Origin of the sequence: Streptomyces katrae, assembly GCF_000717655.1 — a bacterium.
GTDB lineage: Bacteria > Actinomycetota > Actinomycetes > Streptomycetales > Streptomycetaceae > Streptomyces > Streptomyces katrae_B.
This window is the reverse complement of record NZ_JNZY01000001.1, coordinates 426964-449508: the sequence shown is the minus strand read 5'-3', so window position 1 is coordinate 449508 and position 22545 is coordinate 426964. Positions and strand designations below refer to the sequence as shown.

23 protein-coding genes are annotated in these 22545 nt (G+C 73.0%); 8 read left to right on the top strand and 15 right to left on the bottom strand.

Going from position 1 to position 22545, the window contains the following annotated elements; genetic code table 11:
- Positions 1-100 precede the first annotated feature (100 nt).
- From fxsA to IF09_RS0102140, 4 genes are read right to left on the bottom strand one after another with little or no spacing between them, the layout of a single operon-like run.
- On the bottom strand, positions 101-295 hold the full coding sequence (gene fxsA / locus IF09_RS0102155; RefSeq protein WP_030291354.1) for an FxSxx-COOH cyclophane-containing RiPP peptide: 195 nt from the start codon (positions 293-295) through the stop codon (positions 101-103).
- A 59-nt stretch (positions 296-354) separates the two neighbouring features.
- Entirely contained in the window at positions 355-3600 is a 3246-nt protein-coding gene (locus tag IF09_RS0102150) for an SAV_2336 N-terminal domain-related protein (RefSeq protein WP_051831996.1), read from the bottom strand.
- A gap of 6 nt (positions 3601-3606) precedes the next feature.
- Entirely contained in the window at positions 3607-4653 is a 1047-nt protein-coding gene (locus tag IF09_RS0102145) for a MoxR family ATPase (protein WP_030291351.1), read from the bottom strand.
- Between the two features lie 25 nt (positions 4654-4678).
- Positions 4679-6760: a trypsin-like peptidase domain-containing protein gene (locus IF09_RS0102140; protein ID WP_030291350.1), complete on the bottom strand. Its 2082-nt coding sequence runs from the start codon at positions 6758-6760 to the stop codon at positions 4679-4681.
- A 132-nt stretch (positions 6761-6892) separates the two neighbouring features.
- On the opposite strand from IF09_RS0102140, the gene IF09_RS0102135 reads away from it, so the two are divergent.
- On the top strand, positions 6893-7078 hold the full coding sequence (locus IF09_RS0102135) for a DUF6104 family protein (protein ID WP_010061466.1): 186 nt from the start codon (positions 6893-6895) through the stop codon (positions 7076-7078).
- Between the two features lie 115 nt (positions 7079-7193).
- Here IF09_RS0102135 and sodN read toward each other — a convergent pair whose 3' ends face one another.
- The gene (gene sodN / locus IF09_RS0102130; protein ID WP_008741558.1) at positions 7194-7589 is read right to left on the bottom strand and encodes a superoxide dismutase, Ni; all 396 of its coding nucleotides are present in this window, start codon (positions 7587-7589) and stop codon (positions 7194-7196) included.
- Positions 7590-7832: 243 nt separating this feature from the next.
- Here sodN and IF09_RS0102125 point away from each other — a divergent pair, with 243 nt between their 5' ends.
- Positions 7833-8192 carry a S24 family peptidase gene (locus tag IF09_RS0102125; RefSeq protein WP_106974973.1) on the top strand — a complete coding sequence of 120 codons (360 nt, stop codon included), beginning with the start codon at positions 7833-7835 and terminating at the stop codon, positions 8190-8192.
- Here IF09_RS0102125 and IF09_RS0102120 read toward each other — a convergent pair.
- Positions 8096-8725, bottom strand: coding sequence for a CGNR zinc finger domain-containing protein (locus IF09_RS0102120; protein WP_030291347.1), 630 nt, complete (start codon positions 8723-8725; stop codon positions 8096-8098). The genes IF09_RS0102125 and IF09_RS0102120 overlap by 97 nt on opposite strands.
- A gap of 82 nt (positions 8726-8807) precedes the next feature.
- On the opposite strand from IF09_RS0102120, the gene IF09_RS0102115 reads away from it, so the two are divergent.
- Complete coding sequence (locus IF09_RS0102115; protein WP_030291346.1) at positions 8808-9563, top strand: class I SAM-dependent methyltransferase; 756 nt, start codon at positions 8808-8810, stop codon at positions 9561-9563.
- Between the two features lie 99 nt (positions 9564-9662).
- Here IF09_RS0102115 and IF09_RS0102110 read toward each other — a convergent pair whose 3' ends face one another.
- The 3 genes from IF09_RS0102110 to IF09_RS0102100 are packed head-to-tail and all read right to left on the bottom strand — an operon-like array spanning position 9663 to position 12367.
- The gene (locus IF09_RS0102110; RefSeq protein WP_030291345.1) at positions 9663-10427 is read right to left on the bottom strand and encodes an amino acid ABC transporter ATP-binding protein; all 765 of its coding nucleotides are present in this window, start codon (positions 10425-10427) and stop codon (positions 9663-9665) included.
- On the bottom strand, positions 10427-11368 hold the full coding sequence (locus tag IF09_RS0102105) for an amino acid ABC transporter permease (RefSeq protein ID WP_030291343.1): 942 nt from the start codon (positions 11366-11368) through the stop codon (positions 10427-10429). The genes IF09_RS0102110 and IF09_RS0102105 overlap by 1 nt, the downstream gene beginning before the upstream one ends.
- Positions 11369-11407: 39 nt before the next feature.
- A complete protein-coding gene (locus tag IF09_RS0102100; protein WP_030291342.1) occupies positions 11408-12367 on the bottom strand; it encodes an ABC transporter substrate-binding protein in 960 nt (319 codons plus the stop codon).
- 523 nt (positions 12368-12890) lie between these two features.
- Here IF09_RS0102100 and IF09_RS0102095 point away from each other — a divergent pair.
- The 4 genes from IF09_RS0102095 (at position 12891) to IF09_RS0102080 (ending at position 16352) form a co-directional block, all read left to right on the top strand.
- On the top strand, positions 12891-14093 hold the full coding sequence (locus IF09_RS0102095) for an NAD(P)-dependent malic enzyme (protein ID WP_030291341.1): 1203 nt from the start codon (positions 12891-12893) through the stop codon (positions 14091-14093).
- A gap of 468 nt (positions 14094-14561) precedes the next feature.
- Complete coding sequence (locus tag IF09_RS0102090) at positions 14562-15524, top strand: zinc-binding dehydrogenase (protein WP_030291338.1); 963 nt, start codon at positions 14562-14564, stop codon at positions 15522-15524.
- 58 nt (positions 15525-15582) lie between these two features.
- Complete coding sequence (locus IF09_RS0102085; RefSeq protein WP_008741547.1) at positions 15583-15792, top strand: helix-turn-helix domain-containing protein; 210 nt, start codon at positions 15583-15585, stop codon at positions 15790-15792.
- A complete protein-coding gene (locus IF09_RS0102080; RefSeq protein WP_030291337.1) occupies positions 15792-16352 on the top strand; it encodes a Clp protease N-terminal domain-containing protein in 561 nt (186 codons plus the stop codon). The genes IF09_RS0102085 and IF09_RS0102080 overlap by 1 nt, the downstream gene beginning before the upstream one ends.
- A 36-nt stretch (positions 16353-16388) precedes the next feature.
- On the opposite strand, the gene IF09_RS0102075 is transcribed toward IF09_RS0102080, so the two are convergent.
- The 3 genes from IF09_RS0102075 to IF09_RS0102065 all read right to left on the bottom strand — a co-directional run bounded on the left by IF09_RS0102075 (position 16389) and on the right by IF09_RS0102065 (position 19472).
- The gene (locus IF09_RS0102075) at positions 16389-17327 is read right to left on the bottom strand and encodes a PadR family transcriptional regulator (RefSeq protein ID WP_030291336.1); all 939 of its coding nucleotides are present in this window, start codon (positions 17325-17327) and stop codon (positions 16389-16391) included.
- 1 nt (position 17328) lies between these two features.
- Complete coding sequence (locus IF09_RS0102070) at positions 17329-18243, bottom strand: DUF4097 family beta strand repeat-containing protein (RefSeq protein WP_030291335.1); 915 nt, start codon at positions 18241-18243, stop codon at positions 17329-17331.
- Between the two features lie 296 nt (positions 18244-18539).
- Positions 18540-19472 (bottom strand): LysR family transcriptional regulator, encoded by a 933-nt coding sequence (locus tag IF09_RS0102065; RefSeq protein ID WP_030291333.1) that lies wholly within the window; start codon positions 19470-19472, stop codon positions 18540-18542.
- A gap of 208 nt (positions 19473-19680) precedes the next feature.
- Here IF09_RS0102065 and snpA point away from each other — a divergent pair, with 208 nt between their 5' ends.
- Entirely contained in the window at positions 19681-20352 is a 672-nt protein-coding gene (snpA, locus tag IF09_RS0102060; protein WP_030291332.1) for a snapalysin, read from the top strand.
- 4 nt (positions 20353-20356) lie between these two features.
- On the opposite strand, the gene IF09_RS0102055 is transcribed toward snpA, so the two are convergent.
- The 3 genes from IF09_RS0102055 to IF09_RS0102045 form a co-directional block, all read right to left on the bottom strand.
- Positions 20357-20587: a hypothetical protein gene (locus IF09_RS0102055; protein ID WP_030291331.1), complete on the bottom strand. Its 231-nt coding sequence runs from the start codon at positions 20585-20587 to the stop codon at positions 20357-20359.
- 71 nt (positions 20588-20658) lie between these two features.
- The gene (locus IF09_RS0102050; protein ID WP_030291329.1) at positions 20659-21282 is read right to left on the bottom strand and encodes a GNAT family N-acetyltransferase; all 624 of its coding nucleotides are present in this window, start codon (positions 21280-21282) and stop codon (positions 20659-20661) included.
- Positions 21283-21454: 172 nt separating this feature from the next.
- On the bottom strand, positions 21455-22507 hold the full coding sequence (locus IF09_RS0102045; protein WP_030291328.1) for a family 2 encapsulin nanocompartment cargo protein polyprenyl transferase: 1053 nt from the start codon (positions 22505-22507) through the stop codon (positions 21455-21457).
- Positions 22508-22545: the final 38 nt, after the last annotated feature.

Below are 22545 nucleotides of genomic sequence, written 5' to 3'. Positions count from 1 at the left end.
GTGCATCCCTGCCCGGCGGACGGCACCGGCTAACGGCGGAAACGGGACAACTGTGGCTGCTCTGCGTGTCCTTGGGAATGCGGTGCGTGAGGGGGCCGCGTCAGGCCACTCCGGAGTCGAACGCGTTGAGGATCTCGGCGGGGTGGGTGACCCGCTGCACCATGCCTTCGATGACCCGGGCGAGCACGGGATGGTCGATCCCGCGCAGTGCGGCCAGGTCGAACCCGGAGAGGTCCGGTAACTGCCCGGAACAGGCGGTGCCCGCCGTTTCCGCTTCCTGCTGCCGAGTCACCATGGGCTGCCCGTCCCCCTGTCGCGTCGCATTCAACCTGGCCCCGCCGGCGTGTGAGGCGCTCACAGCCCCGCCTCCAGGGTGCGGACCCGCGACTGCAGGGCATCGCGCCGGTCCGCGGCAGACTCCCCGAGCCGGATCCACAACTCCACGGCCGAGCGGTACGCGTCCAACGCCGCCCTGGGCCGCGCCAGCCGCTCGAGCACCTCCCCCCGCAACTCCTGCACCCGCGCCGCCAGTTCCACCGCCACCTCCCGGCGCTCCTCCCGGTCGGCGGCCAGCGCGGACCGCCAGGCCCGGCGGTAGGAGTCCGCCGCCCGGTCGAGCCGGTCCAGCGCCCGGGTGTGCGCGTGGATCTCCTGCTGGACGTCTCCGTGCTCGCGCCAGGCGCCGGCCTGCTCCAGCGGACTGCGGCTCTGCCGGACGGCCAGCTCCAGCAGGTACTCCGCCTCCCGCAGGTCCACCACGTCGCCCTCGTAGCCGTGCCGCAGCCGCAGCCCCACCGCGAGCCGCACCAGCCGCTGCGCGGAGCGGGGGTCGGACTGCGGGACCGCCGCCCGGCTGTCGCGCAGCACCCGTACGGCCGTCGAGGTGAACCGCCGCCCGTCGGCGGCCCGTGCCCGGTCCAGGAGCACGTCCCCCCACTCGGGCAGCAGCTCCCCGTAGGCCTCCCCGTCGCGGGGGATCAGCCGGCGGGCCCTGCCGTACGCCTCGGCCGCGTCCTCCAGCGCCGCCGGGTCCGCGTCGCGCGCGTACCGGGCCCGGTGCACCCGCGCCAGGCAGACCAGGGCGGCCAGCCGCAGCTCCGGATCGCCGGTGGCCTCGGCCAGCGCCAGGTCCAGCTGGTCGGCGGCCTCCTCCAGCCGCCCGGGCAGGTGGCGCAGGGCCGTGGCCAGCTCCACCCGTACGCGGGCGGCTCCCGCTCCCGACGGCTCGGCCGCCAGCCCGGCCGCCAGGTGCTCGGCGGCCTGCCCGGCCAGGGCGGTGCGCTGCTGCGGGTCGGGGGTGCGGGGCAGCAGGGCCAGCAGGACCCGGCCGAGGGCGGGCCGCACCGCCGGGTCGGTGGCGGGGCCGCCGGTCACCGCTTCCAGCGCGGACCGCGCCTCGCGCAGCGCGCCCGTGTCCTCGCGGAGCTCGCCGAGGCGGACCAGGGTCTGCGCCCGCCGCACCACGCAGTCGAGGCGCAGCCGCGGGTCCAGGTCCGGGTCCGCGGCGGCGGCGACGGCCGCGAACTCCCGTTCCGCCGCTGCCAGCAGCCCGGTGTCCGGCTCGGCGGCCAGGGCCTGCTCGTACAGCACCCGGCCCCGTACGGCCCGGGCCGCCGGCGTCCCGATCCCGGACACCGCCCGCTCGGCCTCCGCGAGCAGTTCCGGGTCCCGCTGCCCGGCCCACAGCCGCAGCAGGACGGCGGCCAGCTCGCACTCCGCCTCGCCCGGCGGGTCCTCGGGCCCGGCGGGTGCGGCGACGGCCCGGCGCAGTACGGCGACGGCCTCGTACAGTCCGCGCTGCCCGCCGTCGCCCCCCTGACGGTCCTGGGCGGCGAGCCGGTCGCGGGCGGTGCGCACCGCCCAGGCCCGGCCGGGCGGGGGTGCGACGGGCTCGGCGACCGCGGGGTCCTCGGCGGGCGGCCCGGGCAGGTAGCGCCGTACGACGCGGGCCGAGACCTCGGCGAACGCCTGCGGGAGGCGCCCGGCGGGGACCCGCTCCTCGCCGCCCTCCTCGATCACGGGCGCCCCGGTGAGCTGGGAGACGGCCAGCGCGGGGAAGTTCCGTACGCCCCGCCCGAAGTGCGCGAGCACGTACTCCGAGCAGTGCTTGAGCACCAGCGCGGCCTCGTCCCTGCCGAGCGGCCCGAGCAGGACGTCCTGGACGCCGGGCACGAACTCGTACCACTGCCCGGCGGACCGGCCGCGCCGCAGCAGCCCGCTGAGCAGTACCTCCGCCAGGTCGGAGGGCTCGGAGTCCGGCAGCATCGTGCGCTGTACGAGGGCCATGACGGGCAGGGTCAGCGGCGCCGCCGACAGGTACACGGCGAGCTGTACGGCGCGGGGCGAGGCGGAGGCCCGGAAGCGGCGCACCAGCTCGCGCGGCGGGCGGACGGCGCGCGGCGGCGGGACGGGCGCCGCGGGGTGGTCGGCGAACACCCGGCCCACCTCGGCGGGGACGGGCCCGGTGCCGAGTCCGGCGACGAGGCGCGCCCAGGCGCCGAGCGCGGTGGCGCTGGGCGGCAGGACGGGGACGGTCAGGCCGCCGGTGGGCCGCCCGGCGCGGGCCGGCCGGTCGGGCCGGAACCGCAGCTTCCCGCAGCCGTCCTCGGCGCGGGTGAGGGTGCCCCGCTCGGTCGGCAGCCAGCTGCGGCTCCACAGCCGCTGCGGCAGCGGCTGGACGACGACGCAGGGGGTGCACTCGGCCCAGCGGTGCAGCAGCCGCTGGGCCTCGCCCTCGCGCCAGAGCGCTCCGGCGCAGTCGGAGACGACCATGGTCAGGGCCCGCCCGGTCGGGTCACGCAGCTGGTCCCCGGAGCGCAGCCGGGTGCCGGGGCCGGGTCCGCGCCCGACGGCGGCCCGGCCGTCGGCGAGCCGGTGCAGGTAGTGCACCTGCACGTCGCGGAAGGCGCCGAGGCGCTCGCACACGGACCGGAGTTCCTCGAACATGTCGTGCCACACGGCCATCGACGGCGAGGCGTCCATGACGAGCCGTACGGTCGCCTCGCGCCGGCTCTCCGGACGCAGCACCGGGATGACCAGCCCGAGGGCGCGGGCGCTGGCCTCGGCCGTGGCCGGCTCGTCGAGGACGAGGCGGGTGGGCGGGCCGGGCGGGCGGTGCCGCTGGAGGGCGCGCAGGGCCCGCTGGATCTCCAGGATGCGGGGCAGCGCGGCGGCTCCGGGAACCCGTACGGGCACTCCGGCGCCTGCCGGGAACTCGGCAGCCTCCTCCGCGACGGTCCCGAGGACCCGGGAGGCGTAGAGCCTGACCGGGTCCTCGGGTTCGGGCTCGGGCCGTACGGACTCCTCCTCGGGCGGCGGCGCATCGCCCGCGGTCCGCCGGCGCCGGCGCGGGGCCGTCGGGTCCCGGTCCGGGGCGGCGGGGACGGGCGGGCCGATCCGCCCGGCCAGCCACAGCGCGTCGGCGAGCTCCTCGGCCGTGGGATCGAGCCCGGCGGCCCGCAGCAGCCCGGCGAGGTCGCGGAGGGCGGCGGGGACGGGCGGCGGGCCGAAGGAGCCGGGAAGGGGGTCGAAGGAGCCGGGAACGGGAGGCCGGTCGGGGACCGGTGGCTGTTCGGGGACGGGTGGCCGGTCGGGGGACACGGGCGCTCACCTCGGGCGGTCGAGGCGCTGGATGAGCAGGTCGGCGAGGTCCTCCCGGGTGGGCGGGGCGGCGTAGTGGGTGAGGTAGATGGCGTTCAGCAGCTGGTCGGCGGCGACGAGTTCGGACTGGGAGCGGCTGAGGAACTCCCGGATCAGGTCGGCCCCGAGCTGGGCGGCCTCCTCGCCGAGGTGCGCGCGGACCATGGTGGCGAGCCGTTTCTCGCCGGGCTGCCCGAGCTTGAGCTGGATGCAGCGGCGCAGCAGGGCGGCCGGGAAGTCCCGTTCGCCGTTGCTGGTCAGGATGATGAAGGGGAAGGCCCGGCAGCGCACCCGGCCGCCCTGGACGGTGACCTTCGCCCCGTCGTCGGTGAGCACCTGCACCTCGGGCTCGGTGTCGGCGACGCGTTCGAGCTCGGGCAGGGCGAACTCGCCCTCCTCCAGGACGTTCAGGAGGTCGTTGGGCAGGTCGATGTCGCTCTTGTCGAGCTCGTCGATGAGCAGGACGCGGGGCCGTTCGGTGGGCAGCAGGGCCGTCCCCAGCGGTCCGAGCCGGATGTATTTCCCGATGCCGGGGACCTGGCCGGTGGCGGGCGGCGTGCCGGTGCCGGGCGCCGCACCGGCCAGGCCCCCGCTCGCGGCGATCTGGACGTCCTGGAGCCGGGCGATGGCGTCGTAGCGGTACAGGCCCTCCTGGAGCACGGTCCGCGAGACCACGGGCCAGCGCAGCACCCGGCCGAGTTTCAGCTCGTGGGCGACGGCGTGCGCGAGGGTGGACTTCCCGGTTCCGGGGTAGCCGGTCACGAGCAGCGGCCGGCGCAGGTACAGGGCCGCGTTGATGGCCTCGAGCTCCTCGGGTTCGGGCCGGTGCAGCTCGGCGGCCTGCCGGTGCGCACCGAGGCGGCGCGCCACGTTCCCGTCGGCCGTGTCCGCCAGTCCCCCGGGCTCGCCGACGGGTCCGCCGTCGAAGTCCCGCCACGGCGGCGGATCGGGCAGGGCCTCGATCCCGTCGTGGGGTTCGCCGACCCCCCGGTATATGAGCCATTCCTCGTTCACGGCTGCTCCCTCCCCCTCCCGCCCGTCACAGGTCGCCCTGCAGCGGCTCGTCTTCGGGCAGCGCGCGGGTCGGGTCGTCCCATACGAGGGCCATCCCGTCCGCCCAGTACGCGTCGGGGTCGGCCCCGTGCGCGCGGGCCCGTAAGGCCTGGAGCCGGACCGGCAGCGACGCTCCCCGCCCCGCCTCGGTCAGCTCCTCGCGCATTCCCCGGTGGAACGGCGCGCAGTCGGCCGCCGGGTCGGCCGGGGGCCGCCGGGTGACGGCCACCCCGTATCCGGCGTCGTGGACCGCGTGCAGGGAGCCGCGGGTGGGCTCCGCGTCGGCGGCCCGGCAGTGGACGGGCACGGTGTTGTCCGGCAGGGCGTCGAGCCATTCCGGTGCCGGGCTCCGGGGGCGCCCGCGGGCGCAGTCGGCCCGCTCGTCGGCCAGCGGCCCGGCCTGGACGCGTGCCCAGCGGTCGGCCCGGCGGTGGACGGCCTCGCCGTCGGGCGGGGTGTCGCCGCTGCCGGCCGGGTAGCGGAACACCACCGGCCGCTGGACGCCGAGCGGTACCCGGCCCGCCACCGTCCAGGTGTCCACGGGCAGGCCGAACAGCTCGGGTGCCACGGCGACTTCGAGGAGGGCCGCCGCCTCGTGGGTGTCGCAGCGCCGGAAGGCCTCGGCGAGCGGGACCCGCAGCGCCTCCGCGAGGCCCGCGCGAGTGGCCCGTACGCCGGAGTCCACCGGGGTCAGCCGCCCCGGGTGGGCGGGCCCGGCCAGCACCGAGACGCGCCAGTCGTAGACGTCCTCCCAGCCGTGCGCCCACGCCTCCACCAGCACCGACGGCCCGCGGATCAGCCCGTCGGCGGAGCGGGCGTGGCCGTTCGTGTGGCCGGCGGCCCGGGCGCGCCGGCGCCGGTCCCGCTGCGCCAGGCCCTGTTCGTGGCGCTCGCCCAACTCCCGCCGCAGGGGCCGCCACAGCCGTTCGGCGGTCGCCCGCACCCAGTCCCACAGCTCTTCGTCGGCGCCCGGGGAGGGCGGCTCGCGGTGGTCGGCCACGCTCACGTCGGTCGCGTACCGGAGCATCGCGGCGGCCTCGCCGGAGCCGCCCGGCGGGTCGTGCAGCATGCCGAGTCCGTCGCGCCAGCTGAGCGGGGCCGGCAGGCCCGGGTCCGGTTCCTCGCCGCGGGCGGCCTCGACCAGGGCGCGGACGGCCTCCGAGGAGCGCGGTGGGGGCAGTTCGGCGAGCAGTCCGCACAGGGTGGTGCGTTCGGCGGCGGTGAGCCGCCTGCGGCCCTCGTACGGGTCGCCGGGGGCCGGGAGTTCGTCGTGCACGTCGGTCCAGGTGCGGCGGCTGCCCAGATCGCTCAGGTGCTGGTCGTAGTGGTAGAGGTCGTGGGCCTGCATGACGCGGCGGTAGAGCCCGACCTGGCCGGTGGCGGTCAGCGGCAGGGTGCGCAGCTGCACGACGGACACGGCGAGTCCGCCGCCGCCGGTGTGCCGACGGGCCTTGACCACGCCGACGACCTCGCCGCGGGCCAGGTCCACGACGGGGCCGCCGGACATGCCGGGCTCGATCTCGTCGTCGCCGCCGAGGCGCAGGGCGGCGCCGCCGCCGGCGGTGCCGCGCAGCCGGGTGGTGCGGCCGGTGATCTCGGGAGTGCCGAGGTCCTCGGTGCAGCCGAAGTAGGCGACCTCTTCGAGGCGGGGCCGGGCGCGGTCGGTGAGCCGTACGCAGGCGTGCGTGATCGGTGCGAGGACCCGGACGAGGGCCAGGTCGGGCAGGTCCCACAGGGCGTGCCGGGCGGGGCGGCGCTCCTCGAGCCGCTCGGGCAGGACGCACTCGACGCGGCCGGTGACGGTTCCGGTGGCGCTGTCGGCGCCGGAGGAGAAGGTGATGCCGAGCTCACGCCCCACGAGACGCACCGCTGCACCCCCTTCCCCGACGACGTGCGCGCACGTCAGGACCCAGCCGGGGGCGATGAAGAAGCCACTCCCCCAGGTGGGACCGGTCCCATGGGGTGCATACCCGCCCGGGGCCGCGTGGACGCGCACGGTGGCCGCCTGGACGAGGGGTTCGAGGAGCTCGTAGGCGCGCGCGGTGCCGCCCGTGCGCCCGTCCTGCATCCCCTGCCCCCTCAGGTGTCTGGCAGTCCAGGCTAGCGCCGGGTCCGGTAGGGCGGGAGGTCTCGCCGGGCATGCGGATTATCCTGGCGGGAAACATCCCCTGCACACTTTCATCACGGCACGGAGCCCGACTTGTACTTCACCGATCGCGGCATCGAGGAGCTGGAGAAGCGGCGCGGCGAGGAGGAGGTCACCTTCGAGTGGCTCGCCGAGCAGCTGCGCACGTTCGTCGACCTGAACCCGGACTTCGAGGTCCCGGTGGAACGCCTTGCCACGTGGCTGGCGCGGCTGGACGACGAGGACGACGAGGACGAGTAGTCCCACCAGTGGCGTAGTCCCACCGGTGGACGAGTGGTCCACGAGCATTCCCTGCACGGCGAAGGGGCCCGACCGGTGACGGTCGGGCCCCTTCGTGCAGGAGGGCGGGCCCGGATCAGGCGGCCTTGGTCTCCCAGAAGATGCGGTCGATCTCGGCGATGAGCTCGAGGGCCTTCTGGCCGGTCGCCGGGTCGTTCGACGCCTTGGCGGCCGAGAGGGCCTTCAGGGTGTCGTTGACCAGGGTGTGCAGCTGCGGGTACTTCTCGAAGTGCGGGGGCTTGAAGTAGTCGCTCCACAGCACCGAGACGTGGTGCTTGGCGAGCTCGGCGCGCTGCTCCTTGATGGTGATGGCGCGCGCGCGGAAGTCGGCGTCCTCGTTGGCCTGGTACTTCTCCTGTACGGCCTTGACGGACTCGGCCTCGATGCGGGCCTGGGCAGGGTCGTACACGCCGCACGGAAGATCGCAGTGGGCGGAGACCTTCGCCTTGGGGGCGAAGAGGCGGGAAAGCATGGAGTTTGTCCTCCTCGTGATCGTCTTCTCAAGAGGGGAGATTACTCCGTGGGTAAGGGGATTTCGCGAGCGGCCCCGTGGGCTTAGGACAAAAGTCCAGGGTGGCGTGCGGACCGGTGAGCGAACGTACGGGAGTGTGCGGCAGCATGCGCAGTGAGGCGAGAGCGGGCGAGGAGGTCGGGCACGGTGGAGAGAAGGCGCTCGCGGGCGGCGTTCGAGGTGCTGGAGGTGGCGGGGCCCTCGATGGTGCCGACGCTGCTGCACGGCGATCGGCTGGTGGTCCGCTACGGGGCCGTCGTCCGCCCGGGTGACGTGGTGGTGCTGCGGCACCCGTTCCAGCAGGACCTGCTGGTGGTCAAGCGGGCGGTGGAGCGGCGGCCGGGCGGCTGGTGGGTGCTCGGGGACAACCCGTACAACGAGACCGGCGACAGCACCGACTACGGGACGGTGCCCGAGGAGCTGGTGCTGGCGACGGCGGTGCTGCGCTTCCGGCCGCGCGCGGCGGATCAGAGTTCGCTGAGGGCGCGGCTGTCCTGGGCGGTGTCGGCGCTGCGGCCGCTCTGGCCGGACGCCTCGGCTTCCAGCCGCTTGCGGGCCCGGTAGGCGGCGACGTTGGCCCGGGTGGCGCAGCGGTCGGAGCAGTAGCGCCGGGAGCGGTTGGTGGAGGTGTCGAGGTAGGCGTTGCGGCAGGGCGCGGCCTGGCACAGGCCGAGGCGGTCGGGGCCGTGCTCGGTGAGGTGGAAGGCCAGGCCGAAGGACGCGAGCGCGGCGTAGCCGGCGGAGGCGTTCGAGGGGTGGTCGGCGAGGTGGATGTGCCAGTTCGGGTGGCCTTCGTCGTCGAGGTACTCGTGGCCGGAGACCTGCGGGCTGACCGGGAACTCCATGAGCAGGGAGTTGAGCAGGTCGACCGCGAGGACGTGGTCGCCGCCGTCGGCGGCCTCGAAGACGGCGCGCAGCCGGCCGCGGACGTTGCGGAAGCGGGTGACGTCGGCGTCGGTGACCCGGCGGGCGGCCTGGACCCCGGTGCCGAAGAGGCCCCGGACGGCGTCCACCGAGGTGAGCGAATCCTTGTTGCGGGCCGGCTCCTCGGTGTTGACCAGGCGCACGGCATAGTCCGAGTAATGGGCCAGTTCCACTTGTAGTCCTTACGGCTGCGGATTAACGTCTCGGGTAACAGATGAGACGTATTCGAGGGTATTACGACTGGAGGGGTCAGTGATGGCGGAGACCACGACCGACTGGCAGGCCTGGCAGGAGAGCTGGGACCGGCAGCAGGAGTGGTACATGCCCGACCGCGAGGAGCGCTTCCGGGTGATGCTGGACATGGTCGAGGCGCTCGTGGGCCCCACCCCCCGGGTGCTCGATCTGGCGTGCGGTACGGGAAGTATTACGGACCGCGTCCTCAAGCGGTTCCCGGAATCCACCTCTACGGGCGTCGATCTCGACCCGGCCCTGTTGACCATCGCCCGGGGCCACTTCGACGGCGACCGGCGCGTCACGTTCGTGACCGCCGACCTCAAGGACCACGCCTGGACCTCGACGCTCCCGTACGACACGTACGACGCCGTCCTCACGGCCACCGCGCTGCACTGGCTGCACAGCCCCGAGCTCGCCGTGCTCTACGGGCAGCTCGCCCCTTTGGTGCGGCCGGGCGGGGTCTTCATGAACGCCGACCACATGCCCGACCCGGCGACCCCGCGGATCAACGCCGCCGAGCGCGCCCACCGGCACGCCGGGATGGCCCGGGCCCGCGAGGCCGGCGCGCTGGACTGGGCCGACTGGTGGGCCCTCGCGGCCGCCGACCCGGTGCTCGCCGAGCCGACGGAGCGCCGGTTCGAGATCTACGGCGAGCACGCCGACGGGGACACCCCCGACGACGCCTGGCACGCCCGGACCCTGCGCGAGGCGGGCTTCGCGGAGGCCCGGACGGTCTGGCGCTCGCCCTCCGACGGGCTGGTCCTGGCACTGAAGTAGTGCGCTCGTAGGAAAGTGAGAACTTTCCCCGTCATGCCGTGGCACGTGAGAGGGGCGGTACGGGAACCCCGTACCGCCCCTCTCATGCGTTCGAAGCCGCTACAGCACCTTGGACAGGAACGCCTTCGTCCGGTCGTGCTGCGGGTTGCCCAGCACCTCGCGCGGGTGGCCGGACTCGACCACGACGCCGCCGTCCATGAAGACGAGATTGTCGCCGACCTCGCGGGCGAAGCCCATCTCGTGGGTCACCACGATCATGGTCATGCCCGACTCGGCCAGGTCCCGCATGACGTCGAGGACGTCGCCGACGAGCTCCGGGTCGAGCGCCGAGGTGGGCTCGTCGAAGAGCATCAGCTTCGGCTCCATGGCCAGCGCGCGGGCGATCGCCACACGCTGCTGCTGGCCGCCGGAGAGCTGGGTGGGGTAGTTCCCGCCCTTGTCGCCGAGGCCCACGCGGTCGAGCAGCTTGATCGCGCGCTCGCGCGCCACCGACTTGCTCTCGCCCTTGACCATGACCGGGGCTTCCATGACGTTCTCTATGGCCGTCATGTGCGGGAAGAGGTTGAAGCGCTGGAAGACCATGCCGATGTCCCTGCGCTGGGCCGCGACCTCGCTGTCCTTCAGCTCGTAGAGCTTGTCGCCCTTCTGGCGGTAGCCGACGAGGTGCCCGTCGACGTACAGCCGTCCGGCGTTCACCTGCTCCAGGTGGTTGATGCACCGCAGGAAGGTCGACTTGCCGGAGCCGGACGGGCCGACCAGACAGAAGACCTCACGCGGGGCGACCTCCAGGTCGATGCCCTTGAGGATGTGCGCCGCACCGTAGGACTTGTGGACGCCCTCGGCCTTCACCATGGCAGTCGTCATCAGGCCACCGCCTTGCGGTTCGAGAAGCTGGACAGTTTCGCCTTGATCTTCTGCAACGGCGTGGGCGGCAGGGAGCGGAGGGCACCGCGGGCGTAGCGGCGCTCCAGGTAGTACTGGCCGACGCTGAACACCGAGGTCAGGGCGAGGTACCAGATCGAGGCGACGAAGAACATCTCCATCACCGCGAACGAGGTCGAGGCGATGTCCTGGGCGGCGCGCAGCAGGTCGAAGTACTGCACGGCCACGACGAGCGACGAGGTCTTGAGCATGTTGATGAACTCGTTGCCCGACGGCGGCACGATCACCCGCATGGCCTGCGGCAGCACGACCCGGCGCATGGTCTGCGTACGGGTCATGCCGAGCGCGTGCGAGGCCTCGGTCTGGCCCTCGTCGACCGACTGGATGCCGGCGCGGACGATCTCCGCCATGTACGCGCCCTCATTGAGTCCGAGACCCAGCAGGGCGGCGAGGAAGGGCGTCATGACCTGGGTCATCTCGTCCTTGTAGAACCCGAGGTTCAGGATCGGGAAGATCAGGGCGAGGTTGAACCAGATGAGCAGCTGGACGTAGACCGGGGTGCCGCGGAACAGCCAGATGTAGAACCAGGCGATGGTGCTGGTCACCGGGTTCTTCGAGAGCCGCATCACCGCGAAGAGGACACCGAGCACCAGGCCCAGGACCATCGAGGTGATGCTGATCCAGATCGTGTTGCCGACACCACGGAGGATGGTGGGGTCGAACAGCTTCTCCGGCACGGTCGCCCAGCGCACGTTGCCCTGCGAGAAGGCGACGGCGAGCGCCACGACCAGGCCGATGACGACCACGGCGCTGATCCAGCGACCGTAATGGCGGACCGGGATGGCACGGATGGCCTCGGGGGGGACGGCCCCGGCCGGCGGGGTGTCCGCCGGGTCCGGGACCTTGTCGAGCTTGTCAGTCACAGTGACTGCCCTTCAGTGTGCTGCGGTGGTACGCGGAGGTCAGGAACCGGCGTTGATCTTGGCCTCGGTCACGGCGCCGGAGCCCGCGTTCCACTTGTCCAGGGCGGCCTTGTAGGTGCCGTCCTTGATGACCGCGTCGAGGGCTTCCTTGAGCGCGTCGCGCAGCTCGGTGTTCTTCTTGTCCACCGCGATGCCGAAGAGGCCGGCGTCGGTCGGGTTGGCGATGGCCTCGAAGTCGTTGCCGCCGCCGGCGGTCTGCGCGATGTACGCGGCGACCGGGGAGTCGTTCAGGTCGGCGGCGGCGCCACCGGCCTTCACGCGGGTCTGGGCCTCGGCATCGGTCGGGAAGGACTCGATCTTGAGCTCGCCCTTGCCGTCCGTCTTGCACTTCTCGGCCTGGGTCTTCGCGGAGTCCTCGTACGTGGTGCCGCGCTGCACGGCGACCGTCTTGCCGCACAGGTCGTCGAGGGTCTTGATGCCGTCCGGGTTGCCCTTCTTCACCAGGATGCCGGTCGAGGCGGAGAAGTAGTCGACGAAGTCGACGCCGGCACCGGTCTTGGCGCCCTTGTCGTCCAGGCCCTCCTGACGGGCCTTGGTGTCGGTGAGCGAGGACATGACCAGGTCGCTGCGACCCGTCTGCATGCTGCCGATCAGGGTGTCGAAGGTGCCGGACTCGAACTTGAACTGCACACCGAGCTGCTTGCCCAGGGCCGCCGCGACGTCGGGGTCGACGCCGACGATCTTGCCGCCCTCGGTGAACTCCATCGGGGCGTAGGTCGCGTCGGTGCCGACCTTGATGACACCGGCGTCCTGGATCTTCTTCGGGAGCTTCGAGAAAAGCGGCGCGCTGCTGTTCGCCGCACCCGACGGGCTGGTGGAAGCCTTGTCCGTCTGGTCTCCGCAGCCGGTGAGGATCAGGGCGCCGGCGACCGCGATCGCGCCGACCGCGGCGATCCGGGACCGGGCGGCGGTCGTACGACGGGTGGTGCTTGCGGTCATGAGCTGGTTCCTCCGGCTGGCTGGTGGAGCATCCGAGAACGGTCGGGCACGCACCTTCGAGTGTCGCGACCTCGTGTGATTACGGCATCTTGCCATTCGGACTGGCGCATTCAGGCAGTTCGTCAGGTCAAAATCGGATAACGGGTGGGTGGGGGTACCCAACAGGACTGCGGAATGAGGGCTGCAGTGCCGCAGAAACGGCTGCGACCTGGCCTTTTTGACGGACTATTTGCGGTCCGTCTCGCCCGTTGGACAGAGGCGTTTGGACCTTTCGCCAAAAACAGGACAAGAGGTCTACTGTCGAGTCGGAATCGACTCGTCTGGGTGAGCGTTCTTCGGGTACAACGGATCCTTACACCCCTCATCCGGGGCTCAGGGCGCGCGTGCGGCGCGCCCGCGCGTACGAACCTCCCCTTCGCGGAGACGGGCCAACCGTCGATGCGGAGTACGGACGCGGTGCCCGCCCACCCCTTAACCAGGTGTGGTCACCCTCAACGATTCAAAGACCTAAGGGGCCAAGAAAGTGGCAGCGGAGATCGTCAATCCTCGCAGCGACAGCGCGACGGACAACAACCCGGACGCGGTGTTCGCGCTGCACCGGGGCGGCAAGATGGCCATCCAGGCCACGGTGCCGGTCCAGAACAAGGATGACCTGTCCCTCGCGTACACGCCCGGCGTGGCGAAGGTCTGCAGCGCCATCGCGGAGCAGCCCGAGCTGGTGAACGAGTACACCTGGAAGTCCAACGTGGTCGCCGTCGTCACCGACGGCACGGCCGTGCTCGGACTCGGTGACATCGGTCCCGAGGCCTCCCTCCCCGTGATGGAGGGCAAGGCCATCCTGTTCAAGCAGTTCGGTGGTGTGGACGCGGTGCCGATCGCGCTCGCGACCAAGGACACGGACGAGATCATCGAGACGGTCATCCGCCTCGCACCGTCCTTCGGCGGGGTCAACCTGGAGGACATCTCCGCCCCCCGCTGCTTCGAGATCGAGCGCCGGCTCCAGGAAGCCCTGGACATCCCGATCTTCCACGACGACCAGCACGGCACGGCGATCGTGACGCTGGCCGCCCTGCGCAACGCCGCGAAGCTGACCGGGCGCACGCTCGGCGACCTGCGCGCCGTGATCTCGGGTGCGGGCGCGGCGGGCATCGCCATCGCCAAGATCCTCGTGGACGCGGGCATCGGCGACGTCTGCGTCACCGACCGCAAGGGCGTCGTCTCCGCGGACCGCTCCGACCTGACGGACGTCAAGGCGGAGATCGCGGGCCTGACGAACAAGACCGGCCAGACGGGCTCCCTGGAAGCGGCCCTGAACGGCGCGGACGTGTTCATCGGCGTCTCCGGCGGCACGGTGCCCGAGGAGGCGGTGGCCTCGATGGCGAAGGACGCCTTCGTCTTCGCCATGGCCAACCCGAACCCGGAGGTCCACCCGGACGTCGCGCACAAGTACGCGGCGGTCGTGGCCACGGGCCGCTCGGACTTCCCGAACCAGATCAACAACGTGCTGGCGTTCCCGGGCATCTTCGCGGGTGCCCTGAAGGTCCGCGCCAGCCGGATCACCGAGGGCATGAAGATCGCCGCCGCCGACGCCATCGCCGGCGTCGTGGGTGACGAGCTCGCCGCCGACTACGTGATCCCCTCGCCGTTCGACGCGCGCGTCGCCGAGGCCGTCGCGGCCGCGGTCGCCGCGGCGGCCAAGGCCGACGGCGTGGCCCGTCTGGTCTGACCCGACGACAGCAGCACAGAAGAGGGGCCCGGCCGGATGAACATCCGGCCGGGCCCCTCTTCTGTTGGACACACCCTCCCCGCCCCCGAACCGGGAGGGGATGCTCCGCCTCAGCGCCTCGACGAAGCTGACGCTTCGTCAATGAGAATGCGCCACAAGGTGGCAGGCTCATGACGAGCCGGGCGGCATGGCGTGAATATTACCGCCCCTCGAGGCTTGATCCTGACGTTCCGCTTCCCCCTTCCGACCTCACAAGACCGCACGTGGCGCGCTTAGTTGAGCGCGCAACGAACAATTCCGCTCGGCCTCGGCCACACCTCCGCGCGAGCCCCAGTACGGACGCAGAACACCGCCCGTCCGGTTCCCGCCGACGGCCACCGGCCGTACGGGCGGTCGTGCGACGAAGGCCTCACCCACAGAGCCCCGACAGGGCTGGTCCGCCGCGCTACCGAGCGGTAGCGTCGCGGCATGTTCGCTGCCTACGCCGCCCGAATCGACCGTGACCAGCCGCTGAGCGGCCTTGTGCTGGGCGAGCGCCCGGCTCCCGAGGCGCGCCCCGGCTGGGTGACCGTGAACGTCAAGGCCGCCTCCCTCAACCACCACGACCTGTGGTCGCTGCGCGGGGTGGGCCTCGGCGAGGACAAACTCCCGATGATCCTCGGCTGCGACGCCGCCGGCATCGACCAGGACGGCAACGAGGTCGTCCTGCACTCCGTGATCGGCCAGACCGGCCACGGGGTCGGCCCCGACGAGCCGCGCTCGATCCTGACCGAGCGCTACCAGGGCACGTTCGCGGAGCAGGTGACCGTCCCCGCCTGGAACGTGCTGCGCAAGCCCGCCGAGCTGTCGTTCGAGGAGGCCGCGTGCCTGCCGACGGCGTGGCTGACGGCGTACCGGATGCTGTTCACGAACGCGGGCGTGCGCCCCGGCGACTCGGTACTGGTGCAGGGCGCGGGCGGCGGAGTCGCAACGGCCGCGATCGTCCTCGGCAGGGCGGCCGGGCTGCGGGTCTTCGCCACCAGCCGGGACGAGGCCAAGCGCAAGCGGGCGGTGGAGCTCGGCGCGGTGGAGGCGTACGAGCCGGGGGCGCGGCTGCCGCAGCGGGTGGACGCGGTGATCGAGACCGTCGGCGCGGCCACCTGGTCGCACTCGGTCAAGTCGCTGCGCCCGGGCGGCACCCTGGTGATCTCGGGCGCCACGAGCGGGGACCGCCCGCCGCACGCCGAGCTGACCCGGATCTTCTTCCTGGAGCTCAAGGTCGTCGGCTCGACGATGGGGTCGAAGGACGAACTGGAGGACCTCCTCGCCTTCTGCGCGGCGACCGGGGTGCGTCCGGTGATCGACGAGGTCCTGCCGCTCGACCGGGCGCGGGAGGGCTTCGAGAAGCTGGAGGCCGGCGACCTGTTCGGAAAGATCGTCCTGACGGTGTAGGCGCCGGTACGTCAACAACGGTTGACGTCGGCATGCCTGTCAACTTACATTGACAGGCATGACAGAAGCGACCGATCTCGCCGAGCGGGCCGGGGACCGCGACCCGCGCGTGGGTCTGCGTGCCGTGGCCGCGCTCCGCAGGCTGCTGGAGCAGCTGGAGGCCGTCCAGGTACGCAGCGCCCGTGCGCAGGGGTGGTCCTGGCAGGAGATCGCGGCCGAGCTGGGCGTGAGCCGGCAGGCCGTGCACAAGAAGCACGGGAGGGTCTGATGTTCGAACGCTTCACGCAGGACGCCCGGGACTCCGTGGTGGGCGCCGTGGCCGAGGCCCGGCAGGCGGGGGCAGTCACCGTCACCGAGGAGCACCTGCTGCTCGCCCTGCTGGGCCGGGGTGTGCTGGACCCGCTGGGCGTGGACCGCGCCGCGATGGCGTCGGACCTCGCCGCGGCCCGCCGCCGCGGCGGCATGTCCCGGGCGGACGAGGAGGCCCTCGCCGGGCTCGGCATCGACCTGACCGCGATCGTCTCCCGGGTCGAGGAGGCCCACGGCGAGGGCGTACTGGCCGCCGCGGCCCCGCGGCGGCGGACCCTGGGCTCCTCGCTCCGCTCGGCGCTGGGCCGCCACGAGCCGGTGAGCCGGCACGTCCCCTTCGCCCGGGGCACGAAGAAGATCCTGGAGAAGTCCCTGCGCATCGCGCTCGGCCGCCACGACCGCCACATCGCCACCCTGCACCTGCTGCTCGCGCTGCTCTCCCGCCCGGGCACGGCCGCAGAGGTCCTCGCGGACCACGGCGTCACGTACGCGGCGGCCGAGGCGGGCCTGGCGGCCTGATCCCCCGGCCGGTCGATCCGCGGACGGCTTCGCGACCTATCGCGACGGCCGGAGCGTCTCCGCGAGGCGGTCCGCCGCCGTCGCGAGGTGGGCGCGGGCCTCGGCCAGCTTGGCCGCGGTCACGCCGTGGTCGCGGGCCGCGTCGCGGACGTGGTCGCGGAAGCGGTCCAGCAGGCGGTCCAGGTCGCGGGACGGGTCGCCGGTGGGGGCGAGGTCCTCGGCCCAGTGCAGGTCAGCAGCCGCGGCGCCGGCCGTACCCGTACCGGCGCCCGTGCCCGCACCGGCACCCGCGCCGGCACCCGCACCGCTCGTGCTGCTCGTACTGCCCGCGCCGCCGAGCCAGGAACCGGCCAGATTGCCCAGCACCCCGCCCGACTTCGCGAACTGCTCCTGCAGCTGGCCCGCGATCCGCATGACCTCCTCGCGCGCCCGCTCCTGCGCCTCCTTGGCCTGGCGGCGGGCCTGCTGGGCCTCCTCGCGGGCCCTGCGGCTCTCGTCCTTCGCCCGGCGGGCCTGCTCCTTCCACTCCTGTCTGGCCTTGCGCAGTTCCTCCTTGGCCGCCGCCCACGACGCGTCCTCGACGGGGGTCGCCGTCGCGGAGGCCGCGGCCCGCATCTCGCGCCGCAGGGCACCGGCCGCGCCGCGCACGTCGTCACGGATCTCGGCGGCCAGTTCGGACACCGAGTCGCGGATCTCCAGCTCCAGGTCGGCGAGTTCACCGCCGCGGTCGGCCAGTTCGGCGCGGCCCGCCTCGGTGATGGAGTACACCTTGCGCCCGCCTTCGGTGGCGTGCGTGACCAGGCCCTCGGCCTCCAGCTTGGCCAGCCGGGGGTACACCGTGCCCGCGGAGGGCGCGTACAGGCCCTGGAAACGCTCCTCCAGCAGCCGGATCACCTCGTAGCCGTGCCGCGGGGCCTCGTCCAGCAGCTTGAGCAGGTAGAGGCGGAGGCGGCCGTGGGCGAAGACGGGCGGCATGTCAGAGCACCTTCTTGTCGAGCACGAGGGGGGCGGCCGGGGCGTCGGCAGCCGGGCGGCGCAGCAGGGCGATGGAGCCCGAGACGGTGGTGGCCCGCAGGGTGCCGGTACCGGCGCCGAGCGTGCCGGTGATCCGCTTGGCGGCGAACTGGCCGGAGACGCGCAGGTCCTCGAAGGCGTTGGAGACGCCGCCGGTGGCCGTGTTGGCCTCCACCCGCGCGTCGGCGGGGTGCGGGAGGCGGATCGCGACCTGCCCGGACACGGAGTTGAGGGAGATGTCCACCGGCCGCGGCTCGGCCGCGTCGAGGGCCAGGTCGATGAGCATGTCGCCGCTGACGGAGTCGGCGCGTACGGTGCCGCCGGCGCCGTCGACCACGGTCAGGCCGCCGGAGACGGAGTGGAAGCCGAGCCCGCCGGTGAGGGACTGGGCCTCGACGCTGCCGGAGACGGTCTTCGCGTTGACCTTGCCGGACAGGCCGACCAGCGTCATGTCGCCGGATACCCCGTTGACGTCGGTGTCGGCGCGGATGCCGGAGACGACGGAGGTGGCGCTGACCGTTGCCAGCTGCACGTGCGTGGCGGCGGGGACGGTGAGGGTGACGGTGGCCCTGCGCTCCCAGGCCTTGCGGCCCGGGCCGGACCGGCACCAGGCCTTCCAGGGCTTGCCCTCGAACCACTTCTTGAGGTCCTGGGAACCGTTCCAGGGCAGGTCTTCATAGGACACGGTGAGGGTGCCGCCCTCCTGGACGACGTACAGCGGCGGCCCGTCGACCGCGGCCACCTCGAGGCGGGCCGGGCCCTCGTCGGCGACGACGTTCACCGTGCCGCCGACGAGGCGGACGCGGAGCTCGGTCACCGGCTCCTCGAAGGTGAGCTTCTGCGGTTCGGCGACCGACCACGTCTTCTGCTCTGCCATGGTGCTGATCCTCCTCGGCGTACGACACGGCACGCAACATATCGCGTCTTCTGACTAACACGATATATCGCGGATATGTGAAGTCAAGCGCCTGCCGCAACCCGGCCCGGCCGGCGTTTCGGCGCGGGTGGTCCGGGGGCCGGCCCCCGACAACGGCGCCGCACGCGAGCGCAGGGCTGCGGCCCGCCACGGCGCCGGCACGGCTACGGGCCCGGAAACGGTGGCGGCGCAGCCGGCGGACTCCGGCCCGGCGGGCGTTGCGGGACGCGGGGGATCGGGGCGGAGCCCGGCAGTGGCTACGCGGCCAGGAGGGGGCTGGCGTGGCGGTGGAGCCAGGCGCGGTACGGGGGTGCGCTGAGGGCGGCTTCGCGGTAGGCCGCCCGGAGGTCCTCGAAGACCTCGGCATGCGCACCGGGTCGCGTGGCCAGCAGCAGCCGGACCGCCAGGGGGTCGCCGGACAGCGGCCGTATGGCCATGTCGTCGCGCGGCCCGGAGGTCGGCTGGCAGGGGGCCACCGCCTCGCCGGAGATGATCAGCGAGGTCGCGGTGTGGTAGTCGGCGTGCAGGACGGGCGGGTCCAGCCCGGCACCGGCGAACACCCGGCGCAGGCCGTCCCATTCGCCGTCCACGGAGGGGTCGACCGTCCACCGGTCGGCCGCCAGGTCCTGTAACTCCACCACCGGCCGGCGAGCCGCCGGATGGTCCCGGGACATCGACACGAACTGCGGCTCCCGCTCCATCAGGACCCGCAGCTCCAGCCCGGCCGGCACCCGCAGCGGGCTGCCCTCCACCTCGTGGACGAACGCCACGTCCAGCTGCCCCGAAGCCACCATGCGCAGCAGCGCGTTGGCGGACACGTCCACCACCAGCGAGGTCTCGAAGTCCGGCAACCGGCGGTGGATCCGGCGCAGCCACCCCGGTATCGCGCGGCTGGCGGTGGAGCCGATGTTCAGCCGCGGCCCGCGGGCCAGCGCCCGGGCCTCGGCGACGAGGGCGGCCATCTCGGCCAGCAGCGGGCGGGCCCGGCCCAGGACGGTGCGGCCGAACGGGGTGGGCCGGCAGCCGGTGCGCTCACGCAGGAACAGCTCGCCGTCCAGGGCGCGTTCGATGCGGCGCAGCTGGGTCGTCAGGGAGGGCTGGCTCACGCCGAGCTGCCGCGCGGCTTTGTGCAGGCTGCCGGCGTCGGCAATGGCGCACAGTGCGCGCAGGTGCCTCACCTCGAGCTCCATGACCCGAGGGTAGGCCGGTCCCAGCGGACCGCACCAGCCACTGATACCCCACCGAATCCCGCCATTCTCACGGAAGTTGACCTTCCGAAATCCCCCCGATAGGCCGGCGCTATCGGTGGCTGACATCATCCGCCGGCCGCTCCCGCTCCCGCAGACTCCGGTACCGAACGACCCACCCCCCACCGGATCCGAGTAGGAGCCCCCCCACATGCGCCACTCCCGTATGCCCCGAAAGGCCGTACTGGCCACCACCGTCGGCCTCGGCCTCGCGGCCGCCCTCGGCGTGGTCCCCACCGCCAGCGCCGCCTCCGCCCCCGCGTCCGTCGGCAATGCCGCGACGTACGCGGCGTACGAGCACTCGCAGGAGAACCAGGACGCCAACCGCGCCTTCTTCGAGGCCGTGCAGCGCTCGGTCGCCGAGCAGCGCGCCGCGAACCCCGGTGTCCTCGCGGTGACCGTCACCTACAACACGCGCAACGCGCCCAGCTTCCGCAGCCAGATATCCCGCTCGACGCAGATATGGAACAGCTCGGTCTCGAACGTGAAGCTGCAGGAGGTGTCCTCCGGCGGGAACTTCTCGTACTACGAGGGCAACGACTCGCGCGGTTCGTACGCGAGCACGGACGGCCACGGCCGGGGCTACATCTTCCTCGACTACCGGCAGAACCAGCAGTACAACTCCACTCGGGTGACCGCGCACGAGACCGGCCACGTGCTGGGTCTGCCGGACCACTACTCGGGCCCGTGCTCCGAGCTGATGTCGGGCGGCGGCCCGGGCACCTCGTGCCAGAACGCCAACCCGAACAGCACGGAGCGCTCGCGCGTGGACCAGCTGTGGCGCAACGGGCTGGCCGCGTCGGGGCTGGGCTCGAAGAGCTGACGAGTCAGGGCAGCTTCCCCACCTCGGGTACGTATTCCGCGCAGTCCGGGTTCCGGCAGGGACCCGGTACCCACTCCGGAATGAAGATCCCGAGCGCCTTGCGCCGCCGGATGACGGTTTGGACGGGGCGCCCGCAGACCGGGCACGCGAGCTGTTCGTGCGCGGTCTGCGGGTCCACCGGCTCGGGCGCGTGCGGGTGGCGCCGATCGTGCTGTTGGTGCTGTTCACCGGCCATACCTCCACGGTAGGCCGGTTCCGCGCGTTCGGCCGGTTTCACCGCTTGCGAAAGTGCTGCGCCCGCAGTGATCAGCGCGCAGGGGACGACGCCGTCCCCTGCGGCTTGCGCCACATCGGCCACATCAGCGGCCCCTCCGGCAGCTCCACCGCCTCGCCCGTGAACTCCCAGCCGAGCCGCTCGTACAGCCCCTTGCTGCGCTCGCTGCTCGCCTCCAGGTACGCCGGCACGCCCTCGCGGTCGCAGCGCTCGAGCACCGGCCGCATCAGCTCGGTCCCGAGCCCCTCGCCCTGCCGGCCCGGGGCGACCGCGATCATCAGCAGGTACTCGTGCTCCTCGGCGGTCGGGTGCACCGCGCCCGTCAGCCGGCCGACCAGCTCGCACCTCTCGTTGTCGGGATCGGCGACCGCACGCATCCTCGCCGGGACGTCGTCCTCGGCGGCTTCCCCCTCCGGCTCGCCGGCCGGGATCCGCAGCCACAGCGCCGCTGCCGAGCCGTCCACCGCGTAGTCGATCCGGCCCTCGGCCAGCGCCACGTCCACGAAGACGCCCAGGAACCTTCCGTGCACCGCGGCCCGGTGCTCCGGATCCGGGAAGACCCAGCTGCTCACCGGGTCGGTGCGGAAGGCCTCGTCGAGCAGCCGCGCCACCGCGTCCCGGTCCGACTGATCCGCCTGACGTATCTCCAGCGCCACTGGTCACACCCTTCGCTCACGTTTCAACTGCCGCGGGCGATCCTAGAGTTGGCGCCGGAACACCGGAAAGCCCTGTTCCGGCAGGATGCAGTGCCGGAACAGGGCTTGCGCACGGGGCTCGGGTCCGGGCCTGCGTACGGGGCTCGGGTCCGGCCCCCGCCGCGCTACGGGCTCACCGGGTCCGCCGGGTGACGAACTCCGCCAGGGCCAGCAGCCCGCCCGCCGCCCCGAGGTCCGGCACGGCGCGGGACAGCAGCTGCACCGCCCGGCCCATCCGGTCCGCGGCATGGGCCTGCGCCCAGTCGCGCCCGCCGGCCCGGTCCACCGCGTCGGCGGCCCTCCGTACGTCCTCCTCGGCCATGGGGCCCGCGTACAGGGCCGCCAGTTCCTCCCCCGCCGCGGTGCCCGAGGTGAGGGCGGCCACGACCGGGAGGGACTTCTTGCGGGCGATCAGATCGGCCCCGGCCGGTTTGCCGGTGTGCCCCGGATCCCCCCAGATGCCGATCAGGTCGTCGATCAGCTGGAAGGCCAGCCCGGCCTCCCGCCCGAAGGCGTCCATCGCGTCGACCTCGTCCTGTCCGGCGCCGGCGTAGAGCGCGCCGAGCGCACAGGCGCAGCCCAGCAGGGCCCCCGTCTTGGCTGTCGCCATGGTCAGGCACTCGTCGAGCGAGACGTAGGGCCGCTGCTCGAAAGCGCAGTCCGCCTGCTGGCCGGCGCACAGCTCGATGACGCAGGCCGCGAGCCGCGCCGAGGCCTGGGCCGAGGCGGGGTGCGGATCCTCCGCCAGCAGCCGCAGCGCGAGCGCCATCATGGCGTCGCCGGTGATGATCGCGTCCGGTATCCCGAAGACGGTCCAGGCCGTGGGCCTGCCGCGGCGCTTCGTGTCCTTGTCGATGACGTCGTCGTGCAGCAGCGTGAAGTTGTGTGCGAGCTCCACGGCCACCGCCGCCCGTACGGCGACTTCGGCCGTCTTGGTGTCCGGGCCCCGCAGGGCCTGGGCCGCGGCGAGCACGAGGGCGGGGCGGATGGCCTTGCCCGCGTTGCCCGCGGCCGGGGTGCCGTCCGCGTGCTCCCAGCCGAAGTGGTACATCGCCACGCGCCGCATCGACCCCGGGAGGTTCTCGACCGTGCGGCGCAGCTCCGGGTTGACCGTTTCTCTTGTCCGCTCCAGCAGGGCCGCGGCCTCCTGCCCCTCGCCGGTCGTGATCGCCTCAGTGGTGCCCATGGCGTGTCCCCCGATCCCGGGTCGTCGTGCTCGGCCGG

What these genes read in the sequence shown, in the direction of transcription:
- fxsA (WP_030291354.1), bottom strand. Translation starts at nt 295, where the DNA reads ATGGTGACTCGGCAGCAGGAAGCGGAAACGGCGGGCACCGCCTGTTCC.
- IF09_RS0102140 (WP_030291350.1), bottom strand. Translation starts at nt 6,760, where the DNA reads ATGCAGGACGGGCGCACGGGCGGCACCGCGCGCGCCTACGAGCTCCTC.
- sodN (WP_008741558.1), bottom strand. Translation starts at nt 7,589, where the DNA reads ATGCTTTCCCGCCTCTTCGCCCCCAAGGCGAAGGTCTCCGCCCACTGC.
- IF09_RS0102125 (WP_106974973.1), top strand. Translation starts at nt 7,833, where the DNA reads ATGGTGCCGACGCTGCTGCACGGCGATCGGCTGGTGGTCCGCTACGGG.
- IF09_RS0102115 (WP_030291346.1), top strand. Translation starts at nt 8,808, where the DNA reads ATGGCGGAGACCACGACCGACTGGCAGGCCTGGCAGGAGAGCTGGGAC.
- IF09_RS0102110 (WP_030291345.1), bottom strand. Translation starts at nt 10,427, where the DNA reads ATGACGACTGCCATGGTGAAGGCCGAGGGCGTCCACAAGTCCTACGGT.
- IF09_RS0102100 (WP_030291342.1), bottom strand. Translation starts at nt 12,367, where the DNA reads ATGACCGCAAGCACCACCCGTCGTACGACCGCCGCCCGGTCCCGGATC.
- IF09_RS0102090 (WP_030291338.1), top strand. Translation starts at nt 14,562, where the DNA reads ATGTTCGCTGCCTACGCCGCCCGAATCGACCGTGACCAGCCGCTGAGC.
- IF09_RS0102085 (WP_008741547.1), top strand. Translation starts at nt 15,583, where the DNA reads ATGACAGAAGCGACCGATCTCGCCGAGCGGGCCGGGGACCGCGACCCG.
- IF09_RS0102080 (WP_030291337.1), top strand. Translation starts at nt 15,792, where the DNA reads ATGTTCGAACGCTTCACGCAGGACGCCCGGGACTCCGTGGTGGGCGCC.
- IF09_RS0102075 (WP_030291336.1), bottom strand. Translation starts at nt 17,327, where the DNA reads ATGCCGCCCGTCTTCGCCCACGGCCGCCTCCGCCTCTACCTGCTCAAG.
- IF09_RS0102070 (WP_030291335.1), bottom strand. Translation starts at nt 18,243, where the DNA reads ATGGCAGAGCAGAAGACGTGGTCGGTCGCCGAACCGCAGAAGCTCACC.
- IF09_RS0102065 (WP_030291333.1), bottom strand. Translation starts at nt 19,472, where the DNA reads ATGGAGCTCGAGGTGAGGCACCTGCGCGCACTGTGCGCCATTGCCGAC.
- snpA (WP_030291332.1), top strand. Translation starts at nt 19,681, where the DNA reads ATGCGCCACTCCCGTATGCCCCGAAAGGCCGTACTGGCCACCACCGTC.
- IF09_RS0102055 (WP_030291331.1), bottom strand. Translation starts at nt 20,587, where the DNA reads ATGGCCGGTGAACAGCACCAACAGCACGATCGGCGCCACCCGCACGCG.
- IF09_RS0102045 (WP_030291328.1), bottom strand. Translation starts at nt 22,507, where the DNA reads ATGGGCACCACTGAGGCGATCACGACCGGCGAGGGGCAGGAGGCCGCG.